Annotated in this window: 1 protein-coding gene; it reads right to left on the bottom strand. The window is 48.8% G+C overall.

Annotation, left to right across the window (positions count from 1 at the left end):
• Positions 1 to 389 precede the first annotated feature (389 nt).
• Positions 390 to 19640: a tandem-95 repeat protein gene (locus tag R7P72_RS12830; RefSeq protein ID WP_285437713.1), complete on the bottom strand. Its 19251-nt coding sequence runs from the start codon at positions 19638 to 19640 to the stop codon at positions 390 to 392.
• Between the last annotated feature and the right edge of the window lie 130 nt (positions 19641 to 19770).

The following is a 19770-nucleotide window of genomic DNA, read 5'->3' as shown; positions in this document are numbered from 1 at the left end:
AGATGCAGGATTCAGAGCGTTGTCATTGATTCGGGGTCAAGGAAAACAACGCAGCGTAATAGTCAGCTCTTTCCAAGTTGTTTGACACAGAAGCCAAGTCAATGACACGCTCCCGAAGGGCGAGCTGTCTTGGTTTGTATACTTTGTTGTCGATTCTTGATTTAGACCCACTAGACCTTTAAATCGCCGCCGCGTCTACAAACCAAGCCATTCTCGCTGAACCTAACATCTCGAGGTTACTTGGGTATAAACTAGCTAAGAATACTTTTTTCAATTTCCAAGTTTTTTTCTAGAGCTCATAGAAAGAAGACCAACAAAAAAGCCATGCAAAGTAGGCTCTGCATGGCTTTGGTTCGGGCAGCAATGACACTGCCCTCGTCTAGGACTGGTTACATTGAGCTTTGATCGAAATCGTTGCCTTGGTCAGTACCCGTTTGAGTATCCGAGTCGAAGCTGCCAGAGTCATCCGTGAAGTCAACACCTTGATCTTGACCTCCCGCACTTGTCCAGTCGCTGCCGCCAGATTCCATACCCGCCATGTCTGGTTGCTGATCTTGCGCAGAACCTTGCATGGTGTATTGATCATCGACTTCAACTTCAACTGTGCCACTCGCACCTTCTACCGCGCTGCCCAATTCGTCGTAACCTTGGAATTGGATTTCGCTCGTACCTTCGTAACCTTCTGGTAGGTCAACCGATACTGGTTGGTTCAGGTTGCCACTTAATGTGAAGCTGCCATCGCCATTATCCAGTGCGTTGCTTACTGATGCACCATCAGGTAGACCGGACATTTCTGCATAATCCACCGATTCGTTACCACTGACCTCATCTGGAACCGAGATAGAAATGGTATCGCCTGGCGCTGCAGTCACATCAGCTGCGCTCTCCTCTTCACTGTCTGCACCGTTTGCTGCTTGCTCTTCAGGCTGTTGCGCTTCGCCAACTTGCTGCTCTGATGATGCTTGAGCAGTTTGGATTTGTGGCTCGTCACTTTGCGCTGAATCGTCCGCAACTTGGATGCTCAGATTCTGAGTCGATACTTCACCGTTATCGTTGACCTGAACATCCATAGCTAAATTGCCATCGAAGTCATCGTTCGGCCAGTATGTCCACTCTTCATCACCTGATTTCGCGAAGAAACCTGCATCGTTTGCATCGGCGACATCCAACACTTCTGCTGAAGGGCTAATGCCAAGCTCATCAATCAACTGCGCTTCCGTTAGGGTTAGTGAACCATCATCAGCCAGTGCGTAGCCTTCGCTGGTTGTGGTTTCACCTTCACCTTGGATGTCGACATTAAAGAAGCTCTCAATGCGGTTTTCACCGTCAGTTGCAATGAAGCCAACTTGAACATCTCCGGTGTAGCCTTCTGCTGGTGTGAATTGGTAGTTACCTTGGTTATCGGTCTCTATCACACCTTGACCTTCCATTAGGCTCACTGATTCAATGCTCAAGCTGTCGCCTTCTGCATCGCTCAATGTCGATAGCATGTCGTCATTGGTGAACGACAAGGTGCCATCCGCTGCCATTTCTGTGGTAGAAATGCTGTCGATTTCTGGAGAAGCATTCTCTTGTGGTGCGTCTTCTTTCACGACCACGCCTGTTTGCTCATCATGAAGCACACCGTCTTTATCAATCACATAAGCGATATCCGCTTCACCAGTAAAGCCCGGTGCTGGATTGAATGTCCATGTGCCATCACCGTTATCGACAATCTCACCTTGGCTGCGATCAGCTAGGTGAACGAATTTCACTTCATCACCCGCGTCAGCGTCTACGTTTTCTGCCAATCCGATTAGGTCATCAGCGGTTAGGATAACGGGCTCACCCGCTAGGGTTTCGAAGTCACCTGAATCGATGCCATCTTCGAACTCTTCTGGCTCGTCACCGTAATCCACCGTTGTTGCGGTCACGGTTACGAAGAACTCGCCATTAAAGTCAGCCGGAGGCGTCATTTGCAGGTCTGAAATATCCCACTCGTTCAAATCGATGTATTGACCCGGTTCCGTAATGGTAATGGTGTTCACACCATCCGTAACTTCGAAGCCAACAGGGAAACCAGTCATCACTAGGTTACTTAACGTTTCTGAATCGTCGATTAGACCGACATTCAAGCCTAGGTGACCCGTTTCGTCCTCACCGAAGACTAACGGACCATCATGGTCGGTTGTGATGACTGCGCCATCCGCAACAGGGCGAACAAACACTGGTACATCAAGTACCGTCTCAAACTCACCGTCACTGACCACAACTTGCAAGTCAGAAACCCCTGCAAAATCGCCAGTCGGTGTGAATGTCCAAGTACCGTCACCGTTGTCTGTTACCTCACCACCATCTTCACCTTCTGCGGTGATAATGCGTGATACGACTAGGTTTTCAGTGTCGATATCGCCGAACAAGTTCATCAGGTCGCCAGCGTCGAAGGTGAATGCGCCATCCTCGTCGGTTGCCATAAAGGCATTACCCACATTGAATGGAGCATCGTTGACTGGAATAACATCCACATTCAACGAGCCTTCAACCACTTCTTCACCATCCGTCGCGGTATAACCCAGTTCCACCAAACCATTGAAGTCTTGAGTGGTTACCAAATGGTACATACCATCTGGTTGCTGGGTTAATGTCGCGTTTGCAGGCGCACGAACCGTGATGCTTTCTACGCTGATTTCGTCACCATCAAGATCCGTAACTTGATCAGCGATGTAAGCAGGGTCAATCACCATGACCACATCTTCTTCGCCTTGCATCTGGATGGTTGGCGCTTCTGGTGCATCGTTAACCGCTTCGATGTTTAGATTGCCTTCAACCGGCGTAACTAAATCACCATCGCTGACACCGAACGACATTGGCACATCACCATTGAAGTTCTCTGCCGGAGTGAATGACCAAGTGCCATCACCGTTGTCTAGCAAGTCACCGTATTGCTCATCAATCACTAGGTCGACAGCAGACAGTTCATCGTAGGTGTTGTCGATGTCTGTCGCGTTAGCAAGCAACATGTCCTGCGTAATAAGAATGGTGGTATCTTCGGTGCCAGCAATATTCACTGGCGTTGATTGCGGCGCATCGTTAATTGGGTTCACCGTTAGGTCGACGCCCACTTCCACGCTCGCACCATCGTTATCAATCAAGTCGAAGCTTAGGTCGATATCGCCATTGAAGTTCGCATCAGGCGTAATCGTAAAGCTACCATCTTGGTTCTCAACAACGGTTGCATTGGCTACCGCGGTTAAGTTCACTGCTTCTAGATTATCGCTGTCGACGTCACCCGCTTGAGCCAGTAACTGCTCTTGACTCAATGTGATTGAACCGTCTTCATCGACGCTGTAAGCCAAATCGCCAGATACCGGAGCATCGTTGACTGGCAATACATCAATGTTCGCGTTGGTTGTCGCAGTTGCACCGTCTTCATCAGCCACTACTACATCTAGACTTACGCCACCGTTGAAGTTTTCATTTGGTGCGAAGCTATAAGTGCCATCGTCATTCGCCGTTAGAATGCCGTCGCTACCACTGTAAGAGACGCTTTCTAGGCTCACGTCGCCTTCCACATCGCTTGACTGCGCTAGCAGTTGCTCTTCCGTGAAGATAATGACTTCGTCTTCATTGACAGAGTAACTTGTCGCACCTGCGATTGGTGGATCGTTCACCTCAAGAACGGTAATACCCGCAGTGGTTGAGTCTGTCGCACCCTCTTCATCGACAACTACAACGTCTAGGCTAACCTCGCCATTGAAGTTCTCGTTTGGAGAGAAGGTGTACGTACCATCGCCATTGTCTTGGAAGACGCCATCGTTGCCACTGTAAGTCACACTACTGATGTCTACGTCGCCTTCAATATCCGACGAATTAGCCAGTAGTTGCTCGTCACTGATGGTGATCGAGTTGTCTTCATGTACGGTGTAAGACGTGCTGCCCGCAACCGGAGGATCGTTCTCTGGCGTCACACTCACATCAATGTTGGCAGAGGTCGTATCCGTACCGTCTGACACATCAAACGTGAAGTTCACGTCACCGTTGAAGTTCTCGTTCGGTGCGAAGCTGTAAGTGCCATCACCATTATCGGTTAGGACACCGTCTGCACCTGTGTAAGTCACGCCTTCAACCGATAGGTCATCGCCATCGATATCTGTTGCGCCATCAAGCAGATCTTCATCAGTGAACAACAAGACGCCATCTTCACCAATGGTGAACGCTTGATCTTCTGGCTGTGGTAGGTCGTTAACTGGATTAACAGTTAGATCTGCCGTTGCGACCAAGGTGTCAGAACCATCACTGATATCAAACGTGATATCAATGTCACCATTGAAGTTCGCATCAGGCGTAATGGTGAAGCTGCCATCGTCGTTAGCAGTTACTGTCGCATCACCGTCAACCACTAGGTTAGAAGCGGTTAGTGCATCACCTTCTACATCCGATGCTTGAGCCAACAGTTGTTCTTGGCTTAGCGTGATTGAGTTGTCTTCGTCGACACTGTAAGCCAAGTCACCCAATACTGGAGCATCATTGATTGGCAGAACATCAATGTTTGCCGTCGTCGAAGCGGTCGCACCATCTTCGTCCACGACTACAACATCAAGGTTCACTTCACCATTGAAGTTTTGGTTTGGTGCAAAGCTGAACGTACCATCACCATTGTCGGTAAAGATACCTTCGCTGCCACTGTAGCTCACGCTATCTAGTGCTACCTCACCTTCAATATCGGAAGAGTTTGCCAACAACTGTTCTGCACTGATGGTGATGACTTCATCTTCATCAATGGTGTAACTGGTTGTGCCTGCGATTGGTGGATCGTTCACCTCAAGAACGGTAATACCCACTGTTGTTGTATCAACCGCGCCGTCCTCGTCAACCACGACAACATCTAAGCTAACATCGCCTGTAAAGTTTTCGTTTGGTGAGAAGGTGTAAGTACCATCGCCATTAATTTCTAGCACACCGTCGTTACCGCTGTAGCTCACGCTGCTGATCGCAACATCACCCTCGATATCAGACGAATTAGCCAATAGTTGCTCGTCACTAATGGTGATCGAGTTGTCTTCATGTACTGTGTAAGACGTGCTGCCTGCCACCGGTGGATCGTTCTCTGGCGTCACGCTTACATCGATATTTGCGGTCACGGTATCCGTGCCATCAGAAACATCAAAGGTGAAGTTCACGTCGCCATTGAAGTTTTCGTTTGGCGCGAAGCTGTACGTGCCATCACCATTGTCGGTTAGGACACCGTCCGCGCCAGTGTAAGTCACGCCTTCAACTGTTAGGTTGTCACCTTCTACATCCGTCGCGCCTGTTAATAGGTCTGCATCTGTAAAGGTAAGAAGACCGTCCTCACCCACGGTGAACGCTTGCTCTTGTGGCTCTGGAGCGTCATTGACTGGTGTAACGGTTAGGTCAAGACCAGCAGCAACCACTTCTTCGCCATCCGTGACATCGTAACTAAACTCAATGTCGCCGTAGAAGTTCTCGCTTGGAGTAATGGTGAAGCTGCCATCCTCGTTCATTTCAACCGTTGCATTTTCATCATTGGTGCTCAGGTTGATTGCACTTAAGTCATCGCCATCGATATCAACAGCGTGCTCCAGTAACTGCTCTTGAGTTAGCGTAATGCTGTTGTCTTCGGCAGTGACTGCAGTGATGTCACCCGTTACTTCTGGTGCATCATTGGTTGGCGAGATATGAATCGTCACATCTTGCGTCGCTGTCGCCGTTGTACCTGTATCCACATCCGTAGAGGTTGCATTTACGGTTAGCGTCACATCGCCGTTGAAGTCCGCAGAAGGGATAAACTCTAGTCCTTCTAGCTCGCCTGGTTGTAGTGACCAAGTGCCGTCACCATTATCGACACCCGCTGATAGTGCGCTGCCTTCTGGCACATCTTCAATCAAGATTGAGAGGTTTTCTGAACCATCGGTATCGCTTAACGCTGCATCGATATCAAGCGGCACTGGTGTATCTTCGGTACCAATAATTTGGTAATCCGCATCCGCTACCGTGATTTCGATGTTGTCGATACCAAACGATTCATCCCAAACGTCTTGATTCAAGGTTGAACCGAAGCCGAGTTGCAGTTCGCCATCCTCGACAGGAACCGTCAGGTTGATTTGGTGAGCTTGGTCATTCCAACCACTGAAGCCTTCACGTTGAGAGGCTCCGTGGATCACTTCACCCACTTCGTTACCGTCAGAATCGTATAGCGTTGTCGTACCATCTTGAGTACGGAACGCGGAGTTCTCCAAGGTGGTTAGCTGTTCGCCACCCACAAAGATTTGGAACGACTCGCCATCCCAAGAATCGATTTCGTAGAAGCTAAACGATATATTCACTTCATTAACATCACTTGGGATCTCGTAGGTTTTGCTGACCGTTTCATCACCGCCAGTGCCACCAATACGACCCAGCATGTCGCCCGTTTCGAAGCCTTGAGAGCTTTCAGTGTTCGCGTTCCAACCGTTCGAGCCAGACTCGAAGTTATCAGACGCAATCACCAAGTCCGAAGCAATCGACAACTCTGGCATATCAACCACAGATTGAACATCAATGTTCGCTTCAGCAGGAACCGTTGCAGTGCCATCGTTGACATCAAACGTCACGTTCACGTTGCCATCGAAGTTTTCGTTTGGTGCGAAGGTGTAAGTGCCGTCACCGTTGTCGACTAACGTACCACTGTCAGAAGCAACGTTCTCAACCGTTAGGTTATCACCATCGATATCACCTGCATTTTGCAGCAGTTGCTCTTCGGTGAAGGTGAAACTGGTGTCTTCTTGCGTAACAAACTGTGGTTGACCAACCGTTGGTAGGTCGTTCACTGGGTTCACAGTCAGATCGGCAGTGGCTTGAATGGTCGCATCGCCGTCCGTAATGTCGAAGCTCAGATCAATGTCGCCATTGAAGTCCGCATCTGGTGTGATAGTGAAGCTGCCATCGTCATTCGCAACAACGGTCGCATTGCCGTCAACAGTGAGGTTCGCCGCGGTTAGGTCATCGCCATCTACGTCGCCTGCTTGTGCAAGAAGCTGTTCTTGGCTTAGCGTGATAGAGCCATCTTCATCCACGCTGTAAGCCAAATCACCTGATACTGGAGCATCGTTGATTGGCAATACATCAATATTTGCATTGGTTGCTACCGTTGCACCGTCTTCATCGGTCACGACCACATCTAGGCTGACATCACCGTTGAAGTTTTCGTTTGGCGCGAAGCTGAATGTGCCATCGCCGTTGTCAGTAAAGATACCGTCAGAGCCGCTGTAGCTGACGCTATCAATCGCGACTTCGCCTTCAACATCAGAAGCACTCGCCAATAGCTGCTCAGAGCTGATGGTGATCACTTCGTCTTCGTTCACTGAGTAGCTGGTCGCGCCGGCAATTGGCGGATCGTTCACCTCAAGTACCGTAATACCTGCGGTGGTTGAATCCGTCGCACCGTCTTCATCGACAACCACAACGTCAAGGCTCACTTCACCATTGAAGTTCTCGTTTGGCGAGAAGGTGTAAGTGCCGTCACCATTGTCTTGGAACACGCCATCTGCGCCGCTGTAGCTCACGCTGTCGATTGCTACTTCACCTTCGACGTCAGATGAGTTAGCCAATAACTGCTCGTTACTGATGGTGATCGAATTGTCTTCATGCACCGTGTAAGAGGTGCTGCCCGCAACCGGTGGATCGTTCTCTGGCGTCACACTCACATCGATATTCGCGGTCACGGTGTCCGTACCATCGGAAACATCGAAGGTAAAGTTCACGTCGCCATTGAAGTTCTCGTTTGGCGCAAAGCTGTAGGTCCCATCACCGTTATCGGTTAGGACACCATCAGCGCCAGTGTAAGTGACACCTTCTACCGATAGGTCATCGCCATCAATATCCGTTGCGCCATCAAGCAGATCTTGGTCAGTGAAGGTCAACACACCATCTTCACCAATAGTGAACGCTTGATCTTCTGGCTGTGGTAGGTCGTTAACTGGATTAACCGTTAGATCTGCCGTCGCGACCAAGGTGTTAGAACCATCACTGATATCAAACGTGATATCAATGTCACCATTGAAGTTCGCATCAGGCGTAATGGTAAAGCTGCCATCATCGTTTGCAGTAACCGTTGCATCACCGTCAACCACTAAGTTAGTCGCGGTTAGCGCGTCCCCTTCTACATCCGATGCTTGAGCAAGAAGCTGCTCTTGGCTAAGCGTAATTGAATTGTCTTCATCGACACTGTAAGCCAAGTTGCCCGATACTGGCGCATCGTTGATTGGCAATACATCGATGTTTGCGTTAGTTGCCGCAGTTGCACCGTCTTCATCAACAACCACAACATCTAGGCTCACATCGCCATCAAAGTTGGCGTTTGGTGCGAAGCTGAATGTGCCGTCACCGTTGTCAGTAAAGATACCGTCGGAACCGCTGTAGCTGACGCTATCAATCGCAACTTCACCTTCAACGTCAGAAGCGTTCGCCAATAACTGCTCAGAGCTAATAATGATGACTTCGTCTTCGTTCACTGAGTAGCTGGTCGCGCCTGCGATTGGTGGATCGTTCACCTCAAGTACTGTAATACCTGCGGTAGTTGAATCCGTCGCACCGTCTTCATCGACCACGACAACATCTAGACTCACTTCACCATTGAAGTTCTCGTTTGGCGAGAAGGTGTACGTACCGTCACCATTGTCTTGGAACACACCATCTGTGCCGCTGTAGCTAACGCTATCAATCGATACATCACCTTCAATATCCGATGAGTTCGCTAGTAGCTGTTCATCACTGATGGTGATCGAGTTATCTTCATGCACCGTGTAAGACGTGCTGCCTGCCACTGGTGGATCGTTCTCTGGCGTCACACTCACATCGATATTCGCGGTCACGGTGTCCGTGCCATCGGAAACATCGAAGGTAAAGTTCACGTCGCCATTGAAGTTCTCATTCGGTGCGAAGCTATAGGTACCATCTCCATTGTCAGTTAGGACACCATCTGCGCCTGTGTAAGTGACACCTTCTACCGATAGGTCATCGCCATCGATGTCCGTTGCACCATCCAGCAGGTCTTGATCAGTGAAGGACAACACACCATCTTCACCAATGGTGAACGCTTGATCTTCTGGCTGCGGCAAGTCATTAACTGGGTTAACCGTTAGGTCCGCCGTTGCAACAATAGTGTCGCTGCCATCATTGATGTCGAACGTGATATCAATGTCGCCATTGAAGTTCGCATCTGGCGTGATAGTGAAGCTACCATCGTCGTTTGCCGTAACCGTTGCATCACCGTCAACCACTAGGTTAGACGCAGTCAGCGCATCACCTTCTACATCCGATGCTTGAGCAAGTAGCTGCTCTTGGCTTAGCGTAATTGAATTGTCTTCATCAACGCTGTACGCCAAGTTACCAGATACAGGTGCATCATTGATTGGTAAGACATCGACTGTGATGTAAGTATCAACCTCTGCGCCATCTTCATCGCGAATGGTCACATCCAACTGTACTTGACCGTTGAAGTTTTCATTCGGTGCAAAGCTACAAGTACCATCACCGTTTACTGAGAAGATGCCATCTGGACCGTCGTAGCTGATGCCTACTAGCTCAACATCCCCTTCAACATCCGAAGCATTCAGTAGCACTTGCGATTCACTGAAGGTTAGAACTTGGTCTTCATCGATAGTGTATGCGGTAGGACCTGCGATTGGTGGGTCATTTACCTCAATCACAGTAATGCCTGCAGTGGTCGAGTCCGTTGCACCATCTTCATCGACAACGACAACATCTAGGCTCACCTCGCCGCTGAAATTTTCGTTTGGTGAGAAGGTGTACGTACCATCACCGTTGATTTCCAGCACGCCATCGTTACCGCTGTAGCTCACGCTATCAATCGCCACTTCGCCTTCTATATCAGACGAGTTAGCCAACAGCTGTTCGTTACTAATGGTAATCGAATTGTCTTCATGAACGGTGTAAGCCGTGCTGCCTGCAACCGGTGGATCGTTCTCCGGCGTCACGCTTACGTCGATATTCGCCGTCACGGTATCCGTGCCATCGGAAACATCGAAAGTGAAGTTCACGTCGCCATTAAAGTTCTCGTTTGGTGCGAAGCTATATGTGCCATCACCATTGTCAGTAAGAACACCGTCCGCGCCTGTGTAAGTGACGCCCTCAACAGATAAGTCATCCCCTTCAATATCGGTAGCGCCTGTTAGGAGATCCGCATCAGTAAAGGTCAGCACACCATCTTCACCAATGGTGAACGCTTGATCTTGTGGTTCAGGCGCATCGTTAACTGGTGACACCAATAACTCAAGGTTGGTTGAGACAACATCATCGCCGTCAGACACATCGAACGTAAAGGTGATGTCACCATTAAAGTCCGCATCTGGCGTTAAGGTGTAAGTACCGTCACCATTGTCTGTGATGGTGATGTTTTCATCATCCGTTGCCAAGTTCAGTGCTGTCAGTTGGTCTCCATCCAAGTCACGCGCATTAGCGAGCAAATCTTCTTGCGTGATTAGGATTGAACCATCTTCTTCAACCACAGCAGAAACAGGCAATGCTTCAGGCGTATGTTCAATGTGAGCACCCGTTGCATTGACGTAGATGGTTTGAGAAACGGTTTCAGAATCATTATTTGATAGCTCTGTCGCCGTTGCCGTTACATTGATTTCTAGCTGTTGGTTAAAGTCTTCTGGCAATTGAATCTGTAGCTCTTGTTCAATTGCTGTGGTTGGAAGCGTTACAGAACCATCTGGACCGACTGTTACTTCACCGCTGTAGATCTGGCTGTTCACTTCACCTACATCAATGGTGAAGTTGAAGTCACTATAATCGGCATCGCCGCCACCGTAGAGATCTTCAAAGCCGTAAACCAGTTCACCGTCTTCGTTCACAGTAGTTCGAGTATGTTCAATGCCATCTTGGTTGAGCTCTGAGCTTGTGCCGCCATGGAAGACTGCATCACCAAATTGGCTTTGAATCACGGTTTCAGAACCATCAGCACCCACAAACACGAGTTGTGGGTCGACCGTATCCATGTTCGCAGGAGAGCCATCTGCCGCACGGAACTCATACTGACCATCTTGCATGGACGCAAAGTCATTGAAGTTATGACCGTTAGGAATCAAGAATAGGTTGAAGCTTTCCCCTTCCGAGATTTGGAAGCTGAACTGATCTTGTCCCGGAATGAGGTCACCGCCTCCGCCAACTTGAGAGGCGTTTTCGTACACCACTTCAACGCCCGTGATATTGCCGTCTTCATCAACTTTGTAATAGCCAGCTGCGTTTTGGTAACCCGCGGTTTCACCTTCAAAGGTAACCGTGATTTCAGTATCGTTAAAACTGGTGATACCGTTGTCTTGATCGTTAAGTACCCCTTCGTTGTCGTAGCTGATCACCGAACCTTCTGGAACGCCATCAACGGTCACAGTCAGCGTTTCTGACAAGTCTTGGTCAACCAATGCTGCGGCGATGTTCACTTCAACAATACCGCCTGGCTCAACCAAGATTGCTTGATCATCCACATTTCGACCATCGCCATCAGTGATGACTAGGTCTGGCGCATCTGCCACGGCTTCGATATGGACATTAATGTCTTGCTCAACTTCATCAGTACCGTCAGAAACCGTAAAGCTGAACTGCAAGTCACCACTGAAGTGCTCTTCTGGTACGAAGCTAAATGTACCGTCACCGTTGTCCGTTACAGTACCTTCATCACCCGAGTAATTAATGCTGGTAACAGTGAGGTCATCACCATCAATATCAATCGCACCACTTAGCAGATCTTCTTGCGTGAACAGGATGCTGCCATCCTCTTCAATGTGGTACATGCCAGGCGCAACAATTGGAATGTCATTGACTGGGTTCACCGTCAATGTCATTTCATTGGCAACACTCAATTCACCGTCGCTTACTTCATAAGTAAACTCTATGTCTCCATTGAAATGTTGTGAAGGCGTAACGGTAAAGGTGCCGTCACCGTTATCCACGATAGAGGCATTAGGATCATTGGTTTCTAATGCCGTTGCGTACAGGTCATCACCATCTTGATCGCTGGCGTTTTCAAGCAGCATTTCTTGTGTCACGAGGATAGATCCATCCTCGTCCACGTCTGCCACGATTGGCGCTGCTTCTGGTGCGTCGTTGACGAACTCAACTTTCAAGTCGATGTTTGCCGCCACCACATCGGTGCCATCGCTCACATCAAACGTGAGGTCAACATTACCAAAGAAGCCCTGCTCTGGCGTTAATGTGTAAGTGCCATCGCCATTGTCTGTCACTTGAACCGTGTCGCTTAAACTCGTCACGTTAACAACAGACAGGTCATCGCCTTCGATGTCCGTCGCTTGAGCCAGCAGCTCTGCTTCAGTAATCGTGATAGCTTCACCGTCTTCTGTGGTGAAGGACAAATCAGGCACATCTGGCAGGTCGTTCACTGGGTTAACGGTGAGGTTTAGATCCGCAGCGACGGTTTCAATCGCGTCAGTTACGTCATAAGTAAATTCGATTTCACCAAAGAAGTTTTCGCTCGGTGTAATCGTAAAGCTACCATCAGCGTTCTCAACGATAGTTGCATTAGGATCGTTGGTCGATAGGTTCACCGCTTCAAGGTTGTCACCATCCACGTCCGTCGCGTTCGCTAACAAGTCTTCTTGAGTGATGGTAATTGAGCCATCTTCATCAACGACCGCATCAACTGGACCGCTAACCTCTGGACCTTCGTTGACGATCTCAACATCGATCTTCGCAGTGCTTGGTGCACTTGCTTGACCATCGCTGATGTCGAAGGTCAAGTTCACTTCACCGTAGAAGTTCGAAGTTGGCTCGAAGGTAAAGGTGTTGTCGCCGTTATCTGTCAACGTACCTTGTGACTGGTCAACAAGCAGTAGATTCTCGATATGCAGAATGTCGCCATCCACATCAGTCGCACCTGATAACAGGTCTTTTGCTTCGATGATGATGGTGCCGTTTTCTAGCATTTGAGTATGCAGCGGTGCACCAGGGACTGGCACATCGTTGACCGGAATAACGGTCAGATCTAAATGGGTATCGACTTCATCGGTGCCATCGAAGACTTTGTAATCGATGTCGACTTCACCATTGAAGTTTTCATTCGGCATAAAGGTGTAAGTGCCGTCGCCATTGTCGACAAGCTCACCGTTATCACCGCTGTAAGAGATATCAGAGATAGACAGCGCATCGCCTTCCACGTCACTTGCATTGGCAAGCAAATCATCCGCGCTAAACGTAATGCCCACATCCTCATCAGTCGACAACACAATCGGACCAGAAACGATTGGCGCATCGTTTACTGCTTCGAAGTTGATGTTGATGATGTTGTCGTCAGTGAGTTCACCATCCGTAACTTGGTAACCCAGCTCAATCTCACCGTAGAAGTTCTCATCTGGTGTGACTGTCCATGTACCATCGCCGTTGTCGGTTAACGTAGCGTGCTCCGCGTTGTCCCCCACCAGCTCAAGGTTTTGAATATCAAGAACGTCACTATCGATATCACTCGCTTGTGCTAAAAGCTGCTCTTCTGTAATTACCACAGAGGCAAACTGCGTAGAACCTTCGGTATCAATGGTCACATTTGGCAGGTCAGCGGTCAGTTCGATTTCACTGTCACCTTCACGGATATTAAGCTCTACCGTTTCCGTGATTTCCGTGCCGTCCACGCCAATAGATGTGAACACCGCTTCATCATGACAAGTTTGCGAAACCGTCATGTTTTGAACCACGTAAGTACCGTTACCTTGAATCGTACCTAGCTCAAAGTAAGACACCGGCTCGTTCACCGTTAGAGTGTAATCCGTCTCATAGCTACCACGATCTTCTTTGTGGTAAGTCATCGAGTCGATCAAGTCACCATCGGAGTTGAATGCGCGAATTTCGACTTCGGTAAAGTGGCGAGACTCTTCCATAAACCAGCCGCCTAGACCATCTAGGTGGAAGCTGATTTCGTTGATATCTTGACCTTCAACGGTCACAGTTAGTTTTTCATCACCGCTCAAGCCTTGACGGTCAGTATCACCAATACCGTGACCGATGTGTGTTTTACCATTCCACGCACCGAGTGGGTCATCATTACTTTGAACGGTAACTTTCAAATCACCATCAACAAACTCACGTGTGTAAGGGTCAACAGCAGTACCCCAATCATCGAGGCTAGCGTTGTCGTCAAAGGTACCAATTTGACTCGTATGCGTACCGTTCGCCAATGCATCATCATTTGGAATGAAGCGCACTTCCGTGTCTGCAGGAACCTCCTGCCCGACTTCTAGCTGTACCCATTCGTCATTTAGATTCGCTTCAATGATGCCGTTTTCAGGGGCTTGGTCGAGACGTAAAGCAGGCTCTTCACGCAGAGAAACACCCACTGTTTGGTCTTCTTCCGCTTGAATAAAGATCTCGTCGCCCGCTTCTGGCGCATCGTTGACAGGATTAACGGTCAGATCCAACGTGGTCAGAACATCATTTTCGCCATCGCTGATGTTGTAAGTAAAGTCCAACTCACCGTTAAAGTTTTCGGTGTGCGTAATGGTAAAAGAACCATCGTCATTGGCTACGATCGTCGCATCCGGGTCATTGGTTTGTAGATTGCTGGCAACAAGGTCATCACCTTCAATGTCTGTCGCATTCGCAAGCAATTGTTCTTGCGTGATGGTGATGGCGTTATCTTCATCCACCTCCGCTTGAATGCCTGACGTTTCTGGTGCGTCGTTCACCGCGATAACATCGATGCCTGCGGTTGTTGTATCCGTTGCACCATCTTGGTCGATAACCGTAACGTCGAGAGAAATGTTACCGTCAAAGTTCTCATTTGGCGTGAAGGTATATGTGCCGTCGCCATTGTCCACGAAGCTACCGTCGTTACCAGAGTAGCTAACATTCGCCAAGGCTACATCGCCTTCCACATCAGAAGAGTTAGCTAACAACTGCTCGTCACTAATGGTGATTTGACCGTCTTCTTGAACCGTGTAAGACGTAGAACCGGCAACCGGTGGATCGTTCACTGGTGTCACGCTGACATCAATGAATGCTGGTGTTGAACCTGTGCCGTCAGACACATCGAATGTGAACTGAACATCACCGTTGAAGTTCTCATTCGGCGCGAAACTATAAGTGCCATCACCATTGTCGGTAAGTACACCATCCGCACCTGTGTAGAGAACGTTTTCGATAGACAGATCATCGCCATCAATATCCGATGCACCTTCCAATAGGTCTGCATCCGTGAACAGCAAGGTGCCATCTTCTTCTACCGTGAACTGTTGATCTTGCGCTTGTGGCAAGTCATTCACAGGATTAACCGTAATATCCAGACCAACTTGTACCGAGCCGCCATCGTTATCAATGATATCGAAGGTCAGATCTAGGTCACCGTTGTAGTTTTCATCCGGTGTGATGGTATAGCTGCCATCATCGTTGTATTGAATTGTCGCGTTGTCATCTGTCGATAGATTGATGGCTTCAAGGTTCTCGCTATCAATATCGCCCGCTTTGGCAAGCAGTTGCTCTTGGCTTAGCGTAATTGAGCTGTCTTCGTTGATGGTGTAAGCCAAATCACCCGATACTGGTGGATCGTTGATTGGCAATACGTCGACATTGATGTGCGTATCAACAGTTGCCCCATTCTCATCTTGAATGGTCACATCCAACTGAACTTGACCATTGAAGTTCTCGTTTGGCGCAAAGCTACAAGTACCATCGCCATTGACGGTAAAGATACCATCCGAGCCTTCATAGCTGATGCCAACAAGCTCTACATCACCCTCGATATCAGATGCGTTAGCAAGAATTTGTGACTCACTGAATGTCAGTACTGAATCTTCATCAATCGTGTAAGACGTTGGACCGGCAACTGGAGGGTCATTCACTTCAATGACCGTAATGCCTGCGGTCGTTTCGTCAATCGCACCTTGCTCATCCGCCACAATCACATCAAGGCTGATATCACCGCTGAAGTTCTCATTCGGCATGAAGGTGTAAGTACCATCACCGTTGTCTTGGAATACGCCATCGGTGCCTGAATAGGTCACGCTATCGATGGACACTGCGCCTTCCACATCCGAAGAGTTAGCCAGAAGCTGCTCGTCAGAAATGGTAATCGCGTTGTCTTCATCAACCGTGTAAGACGTTGAACCCGCAACCGGAGGATCGTTCACTGGAGTGACGCTCACGTCCACATTTGCTGGTACGGTTTCAGTACCGTCAGAAACACCAAAACTAAAGCTGACGTCTCCGTTGAAGTTTTCATTTGGTGCAAAGGTGTAAGTACCATCACCGTGGTCAGTCAGCACACCATCGCTGCCTGTGTAGCTAATGCCATCAACCGTTAAGTTATCGCCATCGATATCGGTCGCGCCAGCAAGCAAGTCTGCATCGGTAAACTGAAGCGTGCCATCTTCTTCAACACTGAACTGCTGGTCTTGAGGAACAGGAAGATCGTTAACTGGATTAACCGTTAGATCCGCCGTTGCTTTGATAGTGTCTGTGCCATCTGTAATGTTGAATTGGATATCAATGTCACCATTAAAGTCCGCATCTGGCGTAATCGTGAAGCTGCCATCGTCGTTCGCTGTGACGGTTGCGTTTCCATCTACAGTCAAATCGCTAGCAGTCAGACCATCTCCCTCAATATCAGACGCTTGAGAAAGAAGCTGTTCTTGGCTGAGTGTAATCGCACCGTCTTCATCAACACTGTAAGCCAAATCACCCGATACTGGCGCATCATTGATTGGCAATACATTCACATTAATGACGGTATCAACTTCTGCTCCATCTTCATCTCGAATGGTCACATCAAGTTGAACTTGCCCGTTAAAGTTCTCGTTTGGCGCGAAGCTGCACGTGCCATCATCGTTAACGGTGAAAATGCCATCCGGACCATCGTAACTAATGCCAACAAGCTCTACATCGTCTTCCACATCAGAGGCATTCAGCAGCACTTGCGATTCACTGAAGGTCAGAACTGAATCTTCATCAATGGTGTAAGAAGTTGGTCCTGCGACTGGTGGATCGTTCACTTCCAGCACCGTAATGCCAGCAGTGGTGGCATCCGTTGCGCCTTCTTCATCAGCGACGACAACATCAAGCGTCACTTCACCATTAAAGTTTTCATTTGGAGAGAAGGTGTACGTGCCGTCACCATTGATTTGCAACACACCATCGCTGCCAGAGTAGCTCACGCTATCAATCGAGACATCCCCTTCTAAATCCGAAGAGTTTGCCAACAGCTGCGCGTCAGAAATGGTAATAGAATTGTCTTCGTGAACTGTGTAAGACGTTGAACCAGCCACAGGAGGATCATTCACCGGCGTGACGCTCACATCTACATTCGCTGAAACCGTATCTGTGCCATCAGACACGTCGAAACTGAAGTTCACATCGCCATTGAAGTTCTCATTTGGCGCAAAGCTATATGTGCCATCACCATTGTCAGTTAGAACGCCATCGGTGCCTTCATAGCTGATTCCCGTTACAGAAAGGTCATCGCCTTCAATGTCGGTCGCACCAGCAAGCAGATCCGCATCAGTAAATTGCAGCGTGCCGTCCTCTTCCACACTGAATTGTTGGTCTTGAGGAACCGGCAGATCGTTGATTGGATTAACGGTTAGGTCAGCGGTTGCTTGAACGGTATTCGTGCCATCTGAGATATCGAAGCTGATGTCGATATCACCATTGAAATCTGCGTCTGGCGTGATAGTGAAGCTGCCATCGTCGTTTTGAGTCACCGTCGCATTGCCATCTACTGAAAGGTTAGACGCCGTCAGTGCATCGCCTTCCACATCGGAAGCTTGTGACAACAACTGCTCTTGGCTCAAACGAATCGAGCCATCTTCATCCACCGAGTAAGCAAGATTGCCTGATACTGGCGCATCATCGACAGGCGTAACACTGACATCAATGTTGGCAGAAACCGTATCTGTACCGTCGGACACATCAAAGCTGAAGTTCACATCGCCATTGAAGTTTTCATTTGGCGCAAAAGTGTAAGTCCCATTACCGTTGTCGATCAGGATGCCGTCGCCACCATCGTAACTCACACCTTCAACTGTTAGGTTATCGCCCTCAATATCCGTTGCGCCAGCAAGCAGGTCAGCATCCGTAAAGATCAGCGTGCCGTCTTCTTCCACGCTAAACTGCTGGTCTTGAGGAACAGGTAAATCGTTGATTGGGTTAACGGTTAGGTCAGCGGTTGCTTGAACAGTATTCGTGCCATCTGAGATATCGAAGCTGATGTCGATATCACCATTGAAATCTGCGTCCGGCGTGATGGTGAAGCTACCATCGTCATTTTGAGTCACCGTCGCATTGCCATCTACCGAAAGGTTAGACGCCGTCAGTGCATCGCCTTCCACATCGGAAGCTTGCGACAACAACTGCTCTTGGCTCAAACGAATCGAGCCATCTTCGTCCACCGAGTAAGCAAGATTGCCAGATACTGGCGCATCATCGACAGGTGTGACGCTTACATCAATGTTGGCTGAAACCGTATCCGTGCCGTCGGAAACATCAAAGCTGAAGTTCACATCACCATTGAAGTTTTCATTTGGCGCAAAAGTGTATGTCCCATTACCGTTGTCGGTCAGGATGCCGTCGCCACCGTCGTAGCTCACACCTTCAACGGTTAGGTTATCGCCTTCAATATCCGTTGCGCCAGCAAGCAGGTCAGCATCGGTGAAGATCAGCGTGCCGTCCTCTTCCACCTCAAAGGTTTTATCTTCAGGTACTGGTGCGTCATTGATTGGACGAACGGTTAAATCGATAGAACTTGAAACGGTTTCTTGACCATCACTGATATCAAACGTTAAGTCGAGTTCACCATTGAAATCAGTATCAGGTGTGACGGTATAAGTGCCATCACCATTATCCACAACTGATGCATTAGCACCCACTTGCACGTTGAATGCGGCAAGATCATCGCCATCAACATCACTCGCGTACCCGAGAAGTTGTTCTTGAGTGAAGGTAATAGTGCCATCTTCATCCATGATGTATGCCAGATCTTGCCCTACTTCTGGCGCGTCATTTTCACCTTCGACTTTAATTTGGAACGTTTCGCTCGTAGTTTCGGAGTCGAAATCGTCTTCTACTTGCGTCGTGGTTTCTTCGCTGGTGTCTTGTACATCCACCGCGAAGCTCTCTTCAGTGGTTTCTGAATCTAGCTCGTCACCACCTTGAGAACCTTCAGAGTCTGAAGACGCACTTGGCGCAGATGAAGTTTGTGCCGCTTGTCCTTGCGCTTCATTGCCTTCTGCGTCCGAACCACCTTCAGAGCCAGAGGCATCACCACCACCGACCGCTTGGGCACCCGCCCCAGAATCCGAACCACCGCTGCCCAGAGCCTCGTCACCTGATTCTCCGCTAGAAGCTACACTATCAACAACATTGGATTGTGCAGCGTCAGAGTCGCTGCTACTTTCAGTATCCTCTTCTTGAACTGCGCCACCCGAGCTCACTGCTTCTTCTTCCGTACCCGCGCCACTAGGATTTTCTTCCATCGCACGATTGGCTTCATCAACAGCATCTGCACTTTCAGCACCGGTCGCTACAGTCGAAGAGACGGTCGACTGCTGTTTTTCTTCTTTTGTCCCCGTATCCTTCGTTTCTGTTTGCTCTACCGCATCGTTAAGCTTTTCATTGTCTTTTTCTTGATTAGTGTCGCCTGCCATTACAGCCTCCGTTGCTTTTTAGCTAACTGATCGTGTTTAGAGGCAGTAAAGGACACCATTTTTAGAAACCAACTTTTTTATACAACTTTTTTCATACATTTCGAGTTCTATAAAAACAAAAAAATTTGAA

The sequence above is a fragment of the Vibrio sp. Vb0888 genome, assembly GCF_033338835.1.
Taxonomy (GTDB): Bacteria; Pseudomonadota; Gammaproteobacteria; order Enterobacterales; family Vibrionaceae; genus Vibrio; species Vibrio alginolyticus.
The sequence above is the reverse complement of the archived record's forward strand: the minus strand, read 5'-3'. Positions and strand labels throughout refer to the sequence as shown.

What these genes read in the sequence shown, in the direction of transcription:
- R7P72_RS12830 (WP_285437713.1), bottom strand. Translation starts at nt 19,640, where the DNA reads ATGGCAGGCGACACTAATCAAGAAAAAGACAATGAAAAGCTTAACGAT.